Origin of the sequence: Limoniibacter endophyticus (assembly GCF_014652835.1) — a bacterium.
Classification (GTDB): Bacteria; Pseudomonadota; Alphaproteobacteria; order Rhizobiales; family Rhizobiaceae; genus Limoniibacter; species Limoniibacter endophyticus.
In genome coordinates, this window is sequence record NZ_BMZO01000009.1 from 83,690 (window position 1) to 99,396 (window position 15,707).

A 15,707-nucleotide genomic window follows, 5' to 3' on the forward strand; every position below is an offset into this window, starting at 1 on the left:
CATATGGCCCCGCCTTTGCCGACGCTCCCCTTCCGGATACACGAAAGCCGCTATTCCTCGGGCCGGTTTATCCTCAGCATCCTTAACACCGACGGCTTGTCCGCCTGCAGGAATATCGAGTTCCTGGCGACTTGCTTCGTGCGACTCGTGCCTTCGGGCTCGCCTGTATTCGGATTGACGTCGAACTTCGGAAAATTGGACGATGAAATGTCGAGCCGGATGCGGTGCCCCTTTTTGAAGAGGTTTGCGGTCGCGAAGGCCTTGATCGTGATCCTGAAGACTTCACCCTTTTCAACCAGCCTGGGCTTGTCGAAGCCGTCGCGATAACGGACCCGAAAGATGCCATCCGATATGTTGAGCGCGTAGCCGCGCGGATAATCTTCCGATGGCGGATAGACATCAACGAGTTTCGCCGTGAAGTCCGTATCAGGTGCGTCGGTTGTCGCCCAGAGGTCGATTTCGACGGGACCGACAACTGCGACATCTTCATTCAGAGGTTCGGTTTCAAAACACAGAACGTCCGGGCGGGCGTTCAAAGGCAGCCCAGGGCGCGTGCAGCCAAAAAACTCTTTGGCTTCAACTTGATCAAATCCGCCACCCGTGAAGATCGGCTCGCCGGACGTGAGCGCACCACCAATGGTGGGAACTGGATTGGCGGGATCGAAATCATAGGTGATCGAAGCTTCGGTGTCTGTCGGCGGAACCTCACCTAGCGACATATCGCATCGAAGATAAAGATCGAGCGGCTTTGCGTCCGGCAAAGGCCAGTCAGTGCTCTGGATCCAGCGGCCACCATGATCGAGATGGCCTTCCGAGGTCTTTCTCCCACTGCCAGTTCCCATCAGGAAAAGATGCACCTGCCCTGCGCGATCTTCCGTTTCTTTACCCTGCAAATGCCGGGCAAACCAGTTTTCACGATAGGCGAACCAGTCCTCATCGACCTGGCCATCAAAAATGGCTGCAGGACCGAAATCGACATCGCCGAAAACGCTTCTCGTCCGGTTGCCATGCGTCCATGGCCCCATGATCAGAGTAAGCGGACGCTCTGGGTTTCCTTTCAGCGCTGTGAAATTCTCAAGTGTCGTGGGCACATAAACATCGTACCAGCTCGACATGAAAGTGATCGGGACCTTCGGAAAGGTTTCGTAATAGCCTGCGGCATAAATGCCGACTTTCTTCCAGAAATCCCCGAACGTGCCTTCCTGCCACTGTTCAAGCAGATAGGCCTCATATTCCGGGTTCCAGCGAACCGGCGAGCGCCCCTTTGTCCAGGGCATCATGGCGAACCAGTCATGAAGGCTTTCAGCCGCCACAGCCGCCGCCGTGCGCTCATCCGTGCCTTCCTGCGCCCTGTGATAGGCCCAGGTTGCCTGCTTCAGCTCGAATGCTCCGCCCTGTCGAATGCCGCAGGTATAGGCATTCGAAAATCCGCCGGAATCGACTACCATGGCAGCCAGTCCGGGGGCATTTAGCGACGCAAGCGCGATCTGGGTATGCGCATTGTAAGAAAGACCTTGCGTGCCGATCTTGCCATTGTTCCAAGGCTGCGCTTCGATCCAGGCCATGCTGTCGAAGCCGTCTTCCCCTTCGGATAGGTATTTTGTGAAGTGCCCCTCGCTATCGTAGCGACCACGGCAATCCTGCCAGATGACAATATAGCCTTTTCGCACCAAGCGCATGGCATATTCAGGTCGCGACAGAGGCGTTGGCGACGCGACGGAGAACTCCGTGCGTGGCGTTCCCGCCTTGTCGTAAGGCGTACGTTCGAAAATGACCGGCAGCGGCGTTTCGACCGGCTTTCCACCGATGGCCGGACGATAGATGTCGGTTGCAAGGTGAACGCCATCCCGCATCGCGATCATGACGTTACGGTGCACGACGACGTCGTCAGCTACCGCAGTAGCTGACGTGAGTTCATTCGGAATGAAGGTCATTTTGCTTTTTTCACATCCTGCGCCAAGGTGCGTTCGGCAAGGTTCGGCGTGAAATCCAGCCCATCCCGCGACGCCCAGTATATCTTCTGGAAATACAGCGGAACGAGTGCCTGATCATCCATCGCGATACGTGTGGCTTCCTGAAGCTTGTTCATCCGGGCGTCGTGATCGAACTCCTCCATCGCCGATTGCAAGGCTTCGTCGAACTTCGGATTGGAATAACGCGTGCGATTGAAGCCGCCGGTGCCCGCTTCCTGATTATAGGTCTGAAGCAGCGAACGCAGATTGGCCTCCGAATTCGGGGTGGACGAACCGAGCGAGAAGATGAAAGCACCATACTCGCCCTTGGTCGCGGCCGAGGCATAGACGTTATAGGGCTGGGTCTGGACCCCATTGACCTTCAAGCCGCCACGCGCCAGCAACTGCCCCATAGCCTGCGCGATTTCGCCGTCGCCGGGGAAACGATCGTTAGACGAATAGAGCGTAATGCCGAAGCCATCCGGGAAACCAGCTTCGGCAAGCAGACGCTTTGCTTCTGCCGGATCGGCGGGCTTCGGGGTCAATTCAGGCACATAGCCGCCGAGAACCGAGGGTACAATCTGTGCAGAAGGAACACCGGAGCCTCCCAGGATACGATCCACCAGCAACTCGCGGTCGATCATCGCGGAAATAGCCTTGCGCACCTTCACATCGCGAAACGGATTCGGCTCAATCGCCTTGCCCGAGGCATCGACAACGCCCGGCGCGGTATCATTGCGCATGTTCAGCGCCAGATAAACCAGACGGCCCGATTCGATCGGATAGACCTTGATATTGTTCTGTCCTTCTAGCCGCGGCACATCGGCTGGAGCCACGGAATCGATCAGATCGACAGAACCGGAAAGCAGCGCTGCAGTGCGCGCTGCATTGTTTGCAATGAAGCGGAATTCCACATTTTCGAAATCCGGCTTCTCGCCCCAGTAGTTCGAGTAAGCCTTCAGCGTCAGGGATTCAGCCGGCTTCCAGGAGATAAACTGATACGGGCCGGTACCGATTGCGGCCTTGCCCGAATTGAAATCTTCCAGCGTTGCGTTTTCGGCAGCCTTCTTCGAAACCATGAAGACGCGGCCGATCTGTTCCATCAGCGGGGGATTAGGCGTCTTCGTCTTCACGCGAACCTTATGGTCATCAATTGCTTCGACATTCGCGACGGAACTGACCATATCGCTGAAGGGAGCCGGGCTGTTCGGCACCTTGTCGGTCCGATCGAGCGAGAAGACGACATCATCGGCCGTAAACGGTGTGCCATCATGGAACGTTACGTCGTCGCGAAGCGTGATTTCCCAGGTCAAGGGATCGATGTTCGTCCACTCGGTTGCAAGATTCGGATGCATTTGCAGGTTCGCATCCGTCATCAGCAATGTTTCGAACATGTTGTCCGCGGTCATCTGGTTGTTGCCAGTACGCGAAAACTGCGGATCGATGGCCGACGGCTCCGTCGCACGACCGATGACGATGTCGGCTGCGAGAGCAGAGAGCGATGTCGTTGCAAGCAGTACCGCGGCGATGGCCGCCTTTCCGATAAATTTCCTCAAAGTCATGATATGTTCCCTTCAGTTCCCCAGATTGTTGAAGATTGGTCGTTCAGGCAGATCATTGAGATGGCACGCGCTGTCATGCTCACTGCCAACCGAGCGCAGCGCTGGCCGCTCGATCCGGCAACGCTCGAAGGCATGTGGACAGCGCGGATGAAAATGGCATCCGGACGGCGGATTGACGGGCGACGGTATCTCGCCCTTGATGGTGTTGAAGGTCCTGTGCCTCTTGTCGATGCTTGGCACTTCCGACAGAAGGGCGGCGGTATAGGGATGGTTCGGATGCTCGAAAATGTCTTCGACCGATCCGGACTCGACGACCCTGCCGAGATACATGATGACCACGCGGTCAGCGATGTGATTAACCACGCCCAGATCATGGCTGATGAACAGGTATGTCAGGTCGAATGTCTCGCGCAGGTCCATGAAGAGGTTGATCACCTGCGCCTGAATGGAGATGTCCAGAGCGGCAATACTCTCGTCGCAGACCAGGAACTCCGGCTTTACCGCCAGTGCTCGCGCAATCCCGATACGCTGGCGCTGTCCGCCTGAGAATTGATGCGGATAGCGGTTTGACATTGACGGATCAAGGCCGACCGTTTCCAGCAGATCTTCAACGAGTTTGCGCTTCTCCCGTGCCTTGATCAGGCCATGCGCAACAGGCGCTTCGCCAATAATATCAATCACACGCTTACGTGGATTGAGTGATGACATCGGGTCCTGGAAAATGATCTGCGTCTTGAGGCGCGCCGCCCTTGCCTCCGCACCGCGCAGCGCGTCGCGCCCCCTGCCGTTGACCAGCACTTCGCCTTCGGTGGCAGGAAGCATTCCTGCAATGACACGGCCAAGCGTGGACTTGCCACAACCGGATTCGCCAACCAGGCCGACAACCTCGCCCTTCCGCACCGCCAGATCGACGCCATCCAGTGCATGTACCACCTTCCGCGTCGATACCGCACCAAGCTTGGAAGCGATGCGTTCGGCGAAATCAGGCTCGTGAGTAAAACGTTTCGAGACGTTGCGCGCTTCTGCGAAAATCTCGCTCATTGGATCGCCTCCGCAGTTTCGGCTTGAAGGGGATTGAAGCAGCGCCAGCGATGTCCATCCTTGCCAAAGGTCTCATCTGGCTCCTGCAGACAGGCTTGCGAAGCGAAGTCGCAGCGCGTTCGAAACGAACATCCGTCAGGACGCCGGAGTGGATGTGGCGCCGCCCCGCGTATCTGGGTCAACCGCTCGCCACGACGATTGACCGCCGGAGCAGAACCGATGAGACCGGCAGTATAGGGATGCTTGGGATGGTCAAGAACATCATCGACGCTACCCTGCTCGACTATTCTGCCGGCATACATGACGGCAATGCGATCTGCGAGACCGGCTACCACGCCAAGATCGTGGCTGATCCAGATCAGCCCCATACCCAGTTCCCGGCAGAGTGTCTGGACCTCCGACAGTATCTGGCTCTGGATCGTCACATCGAGTGCGGTGGTCGGTTCATCCGCGATGATGAGATCGGGTTTGTGCAGGAGCGCGATGGCAATGGCCACGCGCTGCCGCATACCGCCCGAAAACTCGTGCGGATAGCTTTCGATGCGTGTCTCCGGCTGCGAGATACCCACCATGCGCAGAGCCTCGACGGAACGCCGAAGCGCCTCTGCCCGCGACACGCTTTCATGAGCAAGAACCGTTTCGACCATGTGCGTCTTGACGGAGAGAACCGGATTCAAGGTCATCATCGGGTCTTGAAAGATCATCGCGATGCGATTGCCTCGCAACGAGCGCAAACGCCTCGGCGATGCCTTGAGAAGCTCCTCACCCTTGAACAGAATTGAGCCTGCAACATTGCGCCCGGGTGGATCGACCAGACCAAGAATGGAAAAGCCGGTGATCGATTTGCCGGAGCCGGATTCGCCGACCAGGCCAATGATCTCGCCGCGGCGGACCGTCAGGCTCACATTATCCACGGATTTGACGACCCCGGCACTCGTGAAGAAATGCGTTTGCAGGTCAGTGACTTCGAGGACCACCTCGGACATGTTCGGGTTCTCCATCATTTCACCAATCTCGGGTTCAGAACCTCGCGCAGGCGATCGCCCACGATGTTGATAGAGAAGACGAGAGTGAGGAGCAGGAGTCCCGGATAAACGCTGATCCAGTATAGCCCTGCGAGCAGCACCTGATAGCCATTCGCGATCAGAAGGCCCAGAGATGGCTCCGTGATCGGCAAACCAATACCTAGAAAGCTCAGTGTCGCCTCGGTTGCGATCGCCTGAGCGATCTGGATCGTGCCTATGACGATCAGCGGCGGCATGCAGTTGGGTAGGAGCTGTCCGAACAGAATTCTTGTCCGGCTGAGACCTAGACAGCGCGCCGCCTCGACATAATCCCTGTTGACCTCGACCAGTGCTGCCCCTCGCGATGCACGTGCGAAATAGGCCCATTGGACGAGAACCAGAGCGAAAATCACCTTCCAGGTGCCTTGCCCGAGTACAGCAAGAATCAAGAGAGCGATAAGGATCGTCGGGAAGCCCAGCATCAGGTCGACCACGCGCATGATGAATGCGTCCAGGCGTCCGCCTGCATAAGCAGCGATCAGACCAAGGGATGCACCGACGATCAGCGCCAGCAACCCCGCGGTAAGCCCGACGCCGAGGCTCGTACGCAGACCGTAAAGCATGGCGGAAAGCATGTCGCGCCCTTGCGTATCGGTCCCGAGCACGTAGAGCATGCCGTTGAAACCTTCCGACATAGGTGCAAGCCTGGCATCGAAAATGTCGATCTGCATGAGATCATATGGGTTCTGCGGCGCGATGAACGGCGCAAAGATCGCTGCAAGAATCAGGATCGTACACACGAACAATGCGATAGTTGCCTTGGCGCTGCCAAGTATGCCGGAGATCGCCGTTGCAACGACACCCTCTCCCAGAACGCGTTGGGCGAGAATACTCATCGTGCTTTGCTCCTTATCCGCGGATCGAGCACCGAGTAGAGGATGTCGACGAAGAGGTTGATGAGAATGAACATCGTCACCACGACGAGGATGTAAGCCACCACGATCGGACGATCGAGAATGTTGATGCTGTCGATGATAAGCTTGCCAACTCCTGGCCAGGCGAAGATCGTTTCGGTCACCACGGCGAAAGCAATCAATGAACCGAATTCGACACCAATGACCGTGACGATCGGGATCAGAATGTTCTTCAATACATGTACGAAAACAATACGGCGCGAGGAAAGTCCCCTCGCTCGTGCGAACTTGACGAAGTCGAGCGGCATGGTCTCCTGAACGCCGGTACGGGTCAGGCGGATAACCAGGGAAATCTTGGCCAGAGACAGGTTGAGGGCCGGAAGGATGAGGTGGCGGATCCCGTCCCAGGTGGCGAGACTCGTCTCAATTCCCAGAATACTTCCCGTCTGGCCTCGTCCGGTTGAAGGCAGCCAGCCGAGATAGACCGAGAAGATCATGATCAGCATCATGCCCTGCCAGAAATTCGGTAGGCTGAAGCCGAGGATCGACCCGGTCATGATTGTCTCATCCGTTGCCGTTCCGGATTTCAGACCAGAAATCAGCCCCAGTGGAATGCCTATCAGAATTGCAAGCACAAGCGCACAGAACGCCAGCTCGAGCGTGGCGGGCAGACGGCTCAGAATAACGCTGATGGACGGCTGGTTATAGACGAAGGATGTCCCTAGGTCGCCCTGTAACGCGTTCAAAAGAAAATGGCCGTATTGCACGAAAACCGGCTTGTCGAGACCGAGAGCCTGGGTGACCTGAGCGCGTTCTGCCATTGTCGCGTCCGGTGGCAGCAGAATTTCCAGCGGGTCGCCGATCGCATAGATTCCGGCAAAAACAATGACCGAGGTTGCAAACAGGACGATAATCGCCTGGAAAATCCGCCTGATAATGAATGCCGTCATCGCACTTGTCCTTGAGACAAGCCAAACGGTGAGGTGATCATGTACTCTCCCAACATGTTCCCGGTTCTTGTTTTGATTAGATCATGCATGGCGTAAGGGCACTTGCAAGATTATGAGATAACTGGAATTGTCTATGCGTTATACGCATAGAGGCGAACGATGAAAATCAAGGATCTGGAAGCCTTTCGCGCGGTCATGAGCACTGGCTCTACTCAGGCTGCCGCCGAACTTCTGGGAATTTCTCAGTCGGCAGTGAGCCGCCGTCTCGCGCAGCTCGAAGCTGATCTGGAGCTCGAGCTTTTCTTTCGAGACGGCTCACGACTGACCCCATCGCGCATAAACGGCCTGCTTGAGCCGCGCATCGCCGATGTTCTGGAGCGGGTCAGCATGTTGCAGCAGGCCGTCAATGATTTGCGGTCGGGCCGGCTGTCAGAAGCGCTTTTGAGAGTAGCGGTTCCGCCTGGCATCTCCAAGGTTATCATGCCGAAAATCATCGCCGATTTTCTGCGGGATTATCCGGACGCGCGTTTCGAGGTGTTACACGGGACATATAATGTCATTGAACGCATGCTGGAGGAGAAACAGGCCGAAATCGGTTTCCTGCGTCTCCCGTTCGCAGACAAGAATCTCCATAGCTCCGAGCTGATACGTGCGCGTTCGGTATGCGCCATTCCGGTCGGACATCCCCTGGCGTCAAGGAGTGTAATCAGGCCGGACGACCTCCATAACGTGCCTCTGGTCATGCTCGGCAGAGGGCGCCCGCCTCGTCACGATATAGATCTGACCTTTTCTTCAAACGGTCTGGCACCGCACATTCGCCTGGAAGCCCATTCCGTGAGTTCGGCATGCGGCTTTGCAGCCCAGGGAATTGGAATCGCGCTCGTAAATTCCCTGTTGATCCAGGACTGTGCCCACCTGGAAATCATTATTCGTCCCTTCGTACCCGATATTCCTCATCATTTCGCGTTCGCCTATCCTGCCAAGCCTGACTTGCCGGAAGTGGCGAAGCTGTTCATCGAGCACGCCATCAGCGCCTTGAAGAGCTTTGATCATGAGTTGAAATGATATTCCGTCTGCTTCACGGCCGCGAGATGAAGCGAACGGGAAAACGGCGGCAATTTGCCACCGTTTTTACCTGTCTTAGAGGCTGCTCAGTCGCGATCGTCGTTCCGAAAAACAGCCCCGCTTCGGCGGGTGTTCTCCTTGAAGATCAAGTAAGCTATAACTGCGGCAGCAGGAATACCGATCTTCATCAAGGGATTTCCCTTCAGAAGCGCAGGCGCGACGGCAAGGGCAGTCGCGATTCCAACAGTACTGTAATCGGCCGCGCGCCGTGCCTTTGCTTTCTTTTTCTCATTGGCGAGATACAGGCGATAGGCGATATAGAGTATGAGCGCGACGACGAGAAAGCCGAGGCTGAAGCCGATTGCCGCTTCGACCGAGCCAAACCGGGAAGCTGTAGCAATAAAACCCGCCACGAGCGCGAAGAACAATCCCATCGCAACCAGAAGCCCTATCGCCGCAAAGAAGAGAACGGTCGCTTTGGCACGACGGGTCAATGCCCCTGTTTCGCCGGCCAGCACCGTCGTGAGCAGCGTGGCGAGTATAGGAGAACGCGGCAGCATCAGCGACGCAGGATAAGGGCCGTGAGGAAACCTACACCAGCTGCAATGGCAAGCGAGGTGATGGGCTTTTCGTGCACGTGATCTATGATCTGCGCTTCCACATCTTCGGCATTGGCGCGAGCACGCTCGACCGCATCTTCACCACGGCGGCGAAGTTCCTCTGCCTTGGCATAGGCAGCGCCCTTCGCAGCCTGGGCCTGCTCTTTACCAGCCGCAGCAAGCTGCGAAGCTAGATTGGCGATATCTTCGCGCAGTGCCTGAATATCGCGTTCGATATCCTTTACTGCATCGCGCGGTGCCGTTTCGGATTTGTTGGTCGTTGCCATTCCTGAAACTCCTGTTCGTAATATTGGGGCGGCTAGGCCTTAGGCGGCGCCCATCACTTGGGAGGAAATCGCATCCGGGCCAAACTCGCCATCGCCTTCAATCGACAGCATTTCATGCAAACGGGTGCGGGCACGGCTAACGCGGCTCTTGATTGTGCCTACTGCGCAATCGCAGATATTTGCAGCTTCCTCGTAGGAGAAACCCGAAGCACCGACGAGAATGATGGCCTCGCGTTGGTCTTCTGGCAACTGATCGAGAGCATCGCGAAAGTCGTCAAGATCCAGCTTGCCCTGCTGGCTCGGATGAACGGCAAGCCGACTCGTCATGATGCCGTCGCTATCCTGCACCTCGCGGCCGCGCTTGCGCATCTGGGAGTAGAATTCATTCCGCAGGATGGTGAAAAGCCACGCTTTGAGATTGGTGCCGGGCTCAAAACTCGATTGTTTGTCCCAGGCTTTGACGAGGGTCTCCTGAACCAGATCGTCTGCCTTGTCGGCATTCTGCACGAGTGAAAGCGCGAAAGCACGAAGGCTGGGAATCGCACCAAGCAGGTCGGTCTTGAAACTAGCTGTTTCCCCCATGGGCATTCATCCCTTCGCCTTGGTCATTTCGACCTTCTCGAGCTGGTTGAGCAGATCCGCAAAGCGATCAGGAATCTCTTCCGTGACCAGCTCGTCGTAGTACTGCTTCAGCTTGCGCGCCACCTCGGAATTGGCACCGAGCGCGTCTTTCGTATGCTCGGCTGGAGGGAATACAGGAGTTGTATTTTCAGTTTTATTGGACATCCGATTCATTCGCTTTGTTCTCCTGACGGCCGTTCCAGAAACGACGAAAGGCCTGTCGCCGAGCATGGCCGGGCCACAAACATCTGTTGCTCGCTCGCCCAGCTGTAACCTTAAACTCGCCCACGCTGAAATCGTTCCCCGGTACTGGAACTTTTTCTTGAAATAAGCATTGTAACGGTTCTGCCACGGAATGTGGCATTCTATCCGCATCCGCTCAGGAAAAGGCTTATTTTCATGAATCTGTCCAGCAAGATCGCTCCGCACCTGCCATTTCTGCGCCGGTTTGCTCGAGCGACATGCGGCTCCCAACCCAGTGGCGACGCGCTCGTTGCTGCTACGCTTGAAGCGATCATCGTAGACCCATCGACCCTGCCAGAGGCCTCCTCCGATCGTATCGCGATCTATAAAGCCTACGCAAAGCTCTTCTCGTCTATTGGTCTTCGCGTTCCACAGATCGATCGCCTCGGCGGCTGGGAGGAGCGCGCAGTCGTTAATCTCAGCACACTTGCTCCTCGCCAGCGCCAGGCCTTCCTCCTTATCTCGGTCGAAGGATTCAGCAATGAGGAAGCTGCTGAAATTCTCTCCGTAAACAATGCCGAGTTTGAGGAATTGTTGCGCGCCGCGAGCGAAGAAATCTCCCAGCAGATGGCAACGGATGTTCTTATTATCGAAGACGAGCCGCTCATTGCCATGGAGATCGAGGAAATGGTGACCAGTCTCGGTCACACCGTGGTCGGCATCGCACGCACCCACAAGGAAGCAACCGAGCTCTTCAGGAAAACCCAACCCCACATGGTTCTGGCCGACATCCAGCTTGCCGATGGCAGTTCGGGTATCGATGCCGTCAATGAGATACTGGAGGCCTCCCAGCTTCCCGTCATCTTCATAACGGCCTTCCCCGAGCGTCTGCTGACCGGACGGCGGCCGGAGCCGGCGTTTTTGGTCACCAAACCTTTCAATCCCGAAATGGTGAAAGCCCTTATCAGCCAAGCTCTGTTTTTTGAAAACCGGACGGCGGCAGCAGCCTGATTCAAGCTGCGAGCGCCAGTCGGAACCGAACCAAAGAGCACGCGTTTATGTGCACTTGATGGAGAAAACGAGATGCTTTACTGGGCTTTGGTCTTCCTGGTGGTCGCGATTATCGCGGCAGCTTTGGGATTTGGGGGAATCGCCGGCACCTCTGCCGGCATCGCTCAAATACTCTTTTACATCTTCCTCGCATTCCTGGTCATTTCGCTTCTTGCGAGCCTGGTACGCAGGACACGTTCGTAAATCCCGCACATGCGGCCCCGGTAGGCGCCCCGTCGGGCCATCGACGGGAGAGCTAGCGGCAACACGAATATGCATGGGATGACGGCGTGACGGATTTGAAGCTGGAAACCGCAGATAGCCAGACAGGCGTGGGGCTGGAGAGCACGCGCGATGCTGCTCCCAGCCTTCTGCGTTCTCTGCGTCACAGCGGGATTTCGGTCCTTTACCAATCTCCCGATCTCAAAACGCTGTGGGGTGAGAATATTCCGCTTGTCTGGACCAATGAAAGCGTTGTCGGTAAACGCGACGCCGACATATTTTCCCAGGAAAACGCCGACAAGCTGCTCGGCTTGAAACAGGATGTTCTTCGCTCGGGCGAACGACAGCTCATCGAGCTCCAATTTTACGGCAAGGACGGCATGCAATGGTTCGACATATGGATCGACCTTGACCGCGACGACCACGGGCCGATCCATGGTGTCGTCATGACGGCTATCGAAACGACGGAAAAGAAACTCCGTGAGCAGACTTTGCGTACCTTGCTGCGCGAAGTCAGCCACCGCTCCAAAAACCTGCTGGCAATTATTCAGAGTGTCGCTTCTCAGACAGGCCGTTACTCCGAAAGCATCGAAGGCTTCATCGCCCGCTTCCGGGGCCGCCTGCAGTCGCTCGCCTCCTCCCAAGATCTGGTTACCTCGTCCAATTGGCGTGGCGCCGACCTGCACGATCTCACTCTCAGCCAGCTCAGCCGCTATTGCGCCGACCCCGATCGCAATATCCGCTTCACCGGCAAGAACCCTTATCTTACCCCCAACGCGGCTTTGCATATCGGCTTGGCCTTGCATGAGCTGGCCGTCAATTCGGTAAGTTATGGCGCATTACGCAGTTCCGAGGGCTACGTGACGCTTTCTGTCGAGCTTTCAGATAAAGACAATCCGCAGAGCGATATCGTTCTGACCTGGGATGAAAAAATCCGACGAGACCACCCGAGCCAGGATCGGCGCTTCGGCTCCGTTGCCCTTGAGCGCGTCGTTCCGGCCTCCTTATCAGGCACAGCCGAGCTTCGAATCGACAATTCGGAGCTGGTCTACCGTCTCATCGTTCCACGCAACAATTTCGAACTCGACCGATAAGAAGCAACGTCATTGCTTCGTGCAATAGTCACATCGTGAAACAAATTTTCATGTCACCTGATCTGCCCAGAACGTAATTGCGCAACCATTTTGCGAAGAATGGGTTATGTATCGGATGACCGCGCTTCTTGATCATTTCATCGAGTGGCGTTGTGTCCTTCGGAGGAGAGCCGCTCGTGAGCGGAATTCCGCTGTCGCTATGAATGGAAGTAACAGAGCATGTTTCCTGCTCATTCGAGGAGAGTTTCTATGAAAGGCATTCTATTCGCGCTTGGCGCTGCCGTTCTCATTACCGGTTGCACGACCGCCGAAAAAACTGCCGGCGTTGGCGCGCTTGGTGGCGCAGCGATCGGCGGCCTTGCTGGCGGCAATATTGAAGGTGCAGCGATCGGTGCCGCTGCCGGTGCGGTAGGCGGCTATCTGATCGGCCGCGCGGCAGACCGTCCTGGTTACTGCCGTTATCGGGACCCTTACGATGGCCGCACCTATGAAGCACGTTGCCGGTAATTAAAGCTCGGCAGCCTCGACATTTTTTCGCGGGGTTGTCTATGTGCTTGGCCCACGCGTGCCTGTGAGACATTGTGGGCAAAGAAAATGGCGGGATCCCCGCCATTTTCTTCATCCGCTAGCGGCTACGCCTCGCGTATCGCATAGCCGGCCCCGCGAATAGTGCGGATGATATCCGGCATTTTGTTCGTGTTCACCGCTTTGCGAAGCCGACCAACGTGAACATCCACCGTGCGTTCATCGATATAAATGGTTTCGCCCCAGACATTGTCCAGCAACTGTCCACGCGAGAAGACCCGACCGGGATGCTGCATCAGGAACTCGAGCAAACGAAATTCGGTAGGACCAAGGCGGATTTCGCTCTGTCGACGATAGACGCGGTGTGCCTCGCGGTCGAGAACAATGTCCCCTACCTTGAGCACTGAGGACAGCACCTCCGGCTTGGCGCGTCGCAAAAGGGCGCGTACACGAGCCACGAACTCCGGCGTCGAAAAAGGCTTTACAAGATAATCATCCGCTCCGGTGGAAAGACCGCGGACGCGATCGCTTTCTTCACCGCGCGCCGTCAGCATGATGATTGGCAGGCGCTCGGTTTCAGGCCGCATGCGCAGGCGCCGGCAAAGTTCGATGCCGGAAACACCCGGCACCATCCAGTCGAGCACCAAAAGATCGGGAACCATTTCCTGCAGACGGATTTCGGCGTCGTCGCCGCGAGTGATAACTTCGACCTGATAGCCTTCCGCCTCCAGATTATAGCGCAGGAGAACGCATAGCGGTTCCTCGTCTTCCACGACGATGATCTTGGGTGCAATCATGCTTGGACCTCTTCTTCTGCTTTGGCCTGCCGGAGAACGGCAGGTTCAGCCAAACATTGGCGGCATTCGCCACTTTTCTCCCGTCCACGCCAAACGAAAAATGTCCGGCGCGAGAGCGAGAAGACGACCAGGCCCCACTCCGGCCGCCTTCATAAATCCCGCTTATACGCTGGCGGTCTCGTCCACCTTGGGACGATGCGCCGGCAATTGCTCGCCAGTGATCACATAGAAGGCATTTTCCGCCACATTGGTAACGTGGTCACCGATCCGCTCCAGATTTTTCGCGCAGAACAGAAGATGGGTGCATGCAGAGATTTTGCGTGGATCTTCCATCATGTAGGTCAGCAGTTCGCGAAATACGGAAGTGTATTTTATGTCAATCAGCTCATCGGCCTCGCGCAAGGAAACCAGCCCCTCCGCGTTGCGTGTCACATAATAGGTGATGACATTGTTGATCTGGTCCAGAACCAGCTTCGACATCGCCTCGATGCTGTGCGAAAGCGGTGTCTTGATTGTACCGGCATCAACCGAGCCGACCCGCTTGGCAATGTTCTTCGCCAGATCGCCGATCCGCTCCAGATCAGCGGCAATGCGAATGGCTGCAACGACCGCGCGAAGATCCTGAGCCATCGGCTGTCGCTTGGCGATCAGCGTGATTGCACGTTCGTCGAGTTCACGCTGGCGTGCATCCATCACCACGTCATCGGAAATGACGCGTTGTGCACTGGCTTCCTGCGCCTGCAGCAACGAACGCGTGGCATCAGCAACCATCGACGAAGCAAGATCCCCCATATCGCGGATCAGCCTGTCAATATGGTTCAACTCGTCATCAAAGGACGAAACGGTGTGACCGCTCATGGCACTCTCCTGATTGGACATGCTCATTATCCGTTCGGGTACGACGCAGATGCCGGAGCTTCCACGGCGCTGACCGGAATGCCCGCATTGTGGGCGCGGGCGATAAATCTTAGCCGAAGCGGCCCGTGATATAGTCCTGCGTCCGCTTCTCACCCGGGCTGGTGAAGATGACGTCCGTGGGACCTTCTTCAACGAGAACCCCCAGATGGAAGAAGGCAGTGCGCTGCGAAACGCGAGCTGCCTGCTGCATCGAGTGCGTGACGATGACGATCGTGAAGTTCTGGCGCAATTCGTCGATAAGCTCTTCGATTTTCGCCGTGGCGATAGGATCGAGCGCCGAGCATGGTTCATCCATCAGGATCACTTCAGGCGACACCGCAATGGCACGTGCGATGCAAAGGCGCTGCTGCTGGCCACCCGAAAGACCGGTACCGGCTTCGTGCAGGCGATCCTTCACTTCCTCGTAAAGACTTGCCTTCTGCAAACTCGACACGACGATTTCTTCGAGATCGGTCTTGTTCTTGGCAAGACCATGGATACGTGGGCCATAAGCTACGTTCTCGAAGATCGACTTCGGAAATGGATTGGGCTTCTGGAAAACCATCCCGACGCGGGCCCGCAGTTCAACAACGTCGAGCTGCGGGTCGTAGATGTCGCCGCCATCCAGCTTGATCTGCCCCTCGACGCGACATCCTTCGATCGTGTCATTCATGCGATTAAGACAGCGCAGAAAAGTTGACTTTCCGCAGCCCGAAGGACCGATGAATGCTGTAACCGAACGTTCGGGGATGTCTATGGAGACATCGTAAAGAGCCTGCTTCTGACCGTAGAAGACCTTCACGTCACGCGCTGTCACGCGAACCGGAAGCGGGTTCTGGTCGGGAGTACGGACAGTACCGCCCTTCTGCGAATAAAGATCGGACTGCTCGACGATCTTGTCGGTCGACATATGCATCTTGTTCGTCTCCGTAATGACGTCGTTG

At 56.5% G+C, this 15,707-nt stretch carries 18 protein-coding genes; 5 read left to right on the plus strand and 13 right to left on the minus strand.

Features of this window, described 5'->3' with window-relative positions:
- Window positions 1-50 precede the first annotated feature (50 nt).
- Genes IE151_RS13650 through IE151_RS13675 form a run of 6 tightly spaced genes read right to left on the minus strand, consistent with a single transcriptional unit; the run spans window position 51 to window position 7,423 of the window.
- The gene (locus IE151_RS13650; RefSeq protein ID WP_244636753.1) at window positions 51-1,934 is read right to left on the minus strand and encodes a CocE/NonD family hydrolase; all 1,884 of its coding nucleotides are present in this window, start codon (window positions 1,932-1,934) and stop codon (window positions 51-53) included.
- Window positions 1,931-3,514 (minus strand): ABC transporter substrate-binding protein, encoded by a 1,584-nt coding sequence (locus tag IE151_RS13655; protein WP_189491213.1) that lies wholly within the window; start codon window positions 3,512-3,514, stop codon window positions 1,931-1,933. The genes IE151_RS13650 and IE151_RS13655 overlap by 4 nt, the downstream gene beginning before the upstream one ends.
- Before the next feature lie 12 nt (window positions 3,515-3,526).
- Complete coding sequence (locus IE151_RS13660) at window positions 3,527-4,555, minus strand: ABC transporter ATP-binding protein (RefSeq protein WP_189491216.1); 1,029 nt, start codon at window positions 4,553-4,555, stop codon at window positions 3,527-3,529.
- Window positions 4,552-5,541, minus strand: coding sequence for an ABC transporter ATP-binding protein (locus tag IE151_RS13665; protein ID WP_189491219.1), 990 nt, complete (start codon window positions 5,539-5,541; stop codon window positions 4,552-4,554). Before IE151_RS13665 ends, IE151_RS13660 begins: the two co-directional genes overlap by 4 nt.
- Window positions 5,542-5,555: 14 nt before the next feature.
- On the minus strand, window positions 5,556-6,455 hold the full coding sequence (locus IE151_RS13670) for an ABC transporter permease (protein WP_189491222.1): 900 nt from the start codon (window positions 6,453-6,455) through the stop codon (window positions 5,556-5,558).
- Window positions 6,452-7,423, minus strand: coding sequence for an ABC transporter permease (locus IE151_RS13675; RefSeq protein WP_189491225.1), 972 nt, complete (start codon window positions 7,421-7,423; stop codon window positions 6,452-6,454). The genes IE151_RS13670 and IE151_RS13675 overlap by 4 nt, the downstream gene beginning before the upstream one ends.
- A 159-nt stretch (window positions 7,424-7,582) precedes the next feature.
- Here IE151_RS13675 and IE151_RS13680 point away from each other — a divergent pair, with 159 nt between their 5' ends.
- The gene (locus tag IE151_RS13680; protein ID WP_189491228.1) at window positions 7,583-8,488 is read left to right on the plus strand and encodes a LysR family transcriptional regulator; all 906 of its coding nucleotides are present in this window, start codon (window positions 7,583-7,585) and stop codon (window positions 8,486-8,488) included.
- 86 nt (window positions 8,489-8,574) lie between these two features.
- Here IE151_RS13680 and IE151_RS13685 read toward each other — a convergent pair whose 3' ends face one another.
- The 4 genes from IE151_RS13685 to IE151_RS13700 are packed head-to-tail and all read right to left on the minus strand — an operon-like array spanning window position 8,575 to window position 10,160.
- A complete protein-coding gene (locus tag IE151_RS13685) occupies window positions 8,575-9,048 on the minus strand; it encodes a hypothetical protein (RefSeq protein WP_189491231.1) in 474 nt (157 codons plus the stop codon).
- Window positions 9,048-9,374 (minus strand): ElaB/YgaM/YqjD family protein, encoded by a 327-nt coding sequence (locus IE151_RS13690; protein ID WP_189491234.1) that lies wholly within the window; start codon window positions 9,372-9,374, stop codon window positions 9,048-9,050. The genes IE151_RS13685 and IE151_RS13690 overlap by 1 nt, the downstream gene beginning before the upstream one ends.
- Window positions 9,375-9,413: 39 nt before the next feature.
- A complete protein-coding gene (locus IE151_RS13695; RefSeq protein ID WP_189491237.1) occupies window positions 9,414-9,956 on the minus strand; it encodes a sigma-70 family RNA polymerase sigma factor in 543 nt (180 codons plus the stop codon).
- Between the two features lie 6 nt (window positions 9,957-9,962).
- Entirely contained in the window at window positions 9,963-10,160 is a 198-nt protein-coding gene (locus IE151_RS13700) for a NepR family anti-sigma factor (RefSeq protein WP_189491559.1), read from the minus strand.
- Between the two features lie 234 nt (window positions 10,161-10,394).
- Here IE151_RS13700 and IE151_RS13705 point away from each other — a divergent pair, with 234 nt between their 5' ends.
- From IE151_RS13705 to IE151_RS13720, 4 genes are all read left to right on the plus strand, one after another.
- A complete protein-coding gene (locus IE151_RS13705; RefSeq protein ID WP_189491240.1) occupies window positions 10,395-11,189 on the plus strand; it encodes a response regulator in 795 nt (264 codons plus the stop codon).
- Between the two features lie 72 nt (window positions 11,190-11,261).
- Window positions 11,262-11,432 (plus strand): DUF1328 domain-containing protein, encoded by a 171-nt coding sequence (locus IE151_RS13710; RefSeq protein WP_189491244.1) that lies wholly within the window; start codon window positions 11,262-11,264, stop codon window positions 11,430-11,432.
- A gap of 86 nt (window positions 11,433-11,518) precedes the next feature.
- Window positions 11,519-12,544, plus strand: a complete 1,026-nt coding sequence (locus IE151_RS13715) for a PAS domain-containing sensor histidine kinase (protein WP_244636754.1) — start codon at window positions 11,519-11,521, stop codon at window positions 12,542-12,544.
- Window positions 12,545-12,793: 249 nt separating this feature from the next.
- Entirely contained in the window at window positions 12,794-13,051 is a 258-nt protein-coding gene (locus tag IE151_RS13720; protein ID WP_189491245.1) for a YMGG-like glycine zipper-containing protein, read from the plus strand.
- A 125-nt stretch (window positions 13,052-13,176) separates the two neighbouring features.
- Here the strand turns inward: IE151_RS13720 and phoB are convergent, their stop codons facing one another.
- From phoB to pstB, 3 genes are all read right to left on the minus strand, one after another.
- Window positions 13,177-13,866 (minus strand): phosphate regulon transcriptional regulator PhoB, encoded by a 690-nt coding sequence (gene phoB / locus IE151_RS13725; RefSeq protein ID WP_382345287.1) that lies wholly within the window; start codon window positions 13,864-13,866, stop codon window positions 13,177-13,179.
- A 162-nt stretch (window positions 13,867-14,028) separates the two neighbouring features.
- Complete coding sequence (gene phoU / locus IE151_RS13730) at window positions 14,029-14,724, minus strand: phosphate signaling complex protein PhoU (protein WP_189491248.1); 696 nt, start codon at window positions 14,722-14,724, stop codon at window positions 14,029-14,031.
- 109 nt (window positions 14,725-14,833) lie between these two features.
- On the minus strand, window positions 14,834-15,679 hold the full coding sequence (gene pstB, locus IE151_RS13735; protein ID WP_189491567.1) for a phosphate ABC transporter ATP-binding protein PstB: 846 nt from the start codon (window positions 15,677-15,679) through the stop codon (window positions 14,834-14,836).
- Window positions 15,680-15,707: the final 28 nt, after the last annotated feature.

Bases quoted from the DNA above. Each gene is read 5' to 3' on its own strand.
- IE151_RS13685 (WP_189491231.1), bottom strand. From the start codon at position 9,048: ATGCTGCCGCGTTCTCCTATACTCGCCACGCTGCTCACGACGGTGCTG.
- pstB (WP_189491567.1), bottom strand. From the start codon at position 15,679: ATGCATATGTCGACCGACAAGATCGTCGAGCAGTCCGATCTTTATTCG.
- IE151_RS13710 (WP_189491244.1), top strand. From the start codon at position 11,262: ATGCTTTACTGGGCTTTGGTCTTCCTGGTGGTCGCGATTATCGCGGCA.
- IE151_RS13675 (WP_189491225.1), bottom strand. From the start codon at position 7,423: ATGACGGCATTCATTATCAGGCGGATTTTCCAGGCGATTATCGTCCTG.
- IE151_RS13690 (WP_189491234.1), bottom strand. From the start codon at position 9,374: ATGGCAACGACCAACAAATCCGAAACGGCACCGCGCGATGCAGTAAAG.
- phoB (WP_382345287.1), bottom strand. From the start codon at position 13,866: ATGATTGCACCCAAGATCATCGTCGTGGAAGACGAGGAACCGCTATGC.
- IE151_RS13680 (WP_189491228.1), top strand. From the start codon at position 7,583: ATGAAAATCAAGGATCTGGAAGCCTTTCGCGCGGTCATGAGCACTGGC.
- phoU (WP_189491248.1), bottom strand. From the start codon at position 14,724: ATGAGCGGTCACACCGTTTCGTCCTTTGATGACGAGTTGAACCATATT.
- IE151_RS13720 (WP_189491245.1), top strand. From the start codon at position 12,794: ATGAAAGGCATTCTATTCGCGCTTGGCGCTGCCGTTCTCATTACCGGT.
- IE151_RS13695 (WP_189491237.1), bottom strand. From the start codon at position 9,956: ATGGGGGAAACAGCTAGTTTCAAGACCGACCTGCTTGGTGCGATTCCC.
- IE151_RS13705 (WP_189491240.1), top strand. From the start codon at position 10,395: ATGAATCTGTCCAGCAAGATCGCTCCGCACCTGCCATTTCTGCGCCGG.
- IE151_RS13655 (WP_189491213.1), bottom strand. From the start codon at position 3,514: ATGACTTTGAGGAAATTTATCGGAAAGGCGGCCATCGCCGCGGTACTG.
- IE151_RS13650 (WP_244636753.1), bottom strand. From the start codon at position 1,934: ATGACCTTCATTCCGAATGAACTCACGTCAGCTACTGCGGTAGCTGAC.
- IE151_RS13665 (WP_189491219.1), bottom strand. From the start codon at position 5,541: ATGTCCGAGGTGGTCCTCGAAGTCACTGACCTGCAAACGCATTTCTTC.
- IE151_RS13700 (WP_189491559.1), bottom strand. From the start codon at position 10,160: ATGTCCAATAAAACTGAAAATACAACTCCTGTATTCCCTCCAGCCGAG.
- IE151_RS13670 (WP_189491222.1), bottom strand. From the start codon at position 6,455: ATGAGTATTCTCGCCCAACGCGTTCTGGGAGAGGGTGTCGTTGCAACG.
- IE151_RS13660 (WP_189491216.1), bottom strand. From the start codon at position 4,555: ATGAGCGAGATTTTCGCAGAAGCGCGCAACGTCTCGAAACGTTTTACT.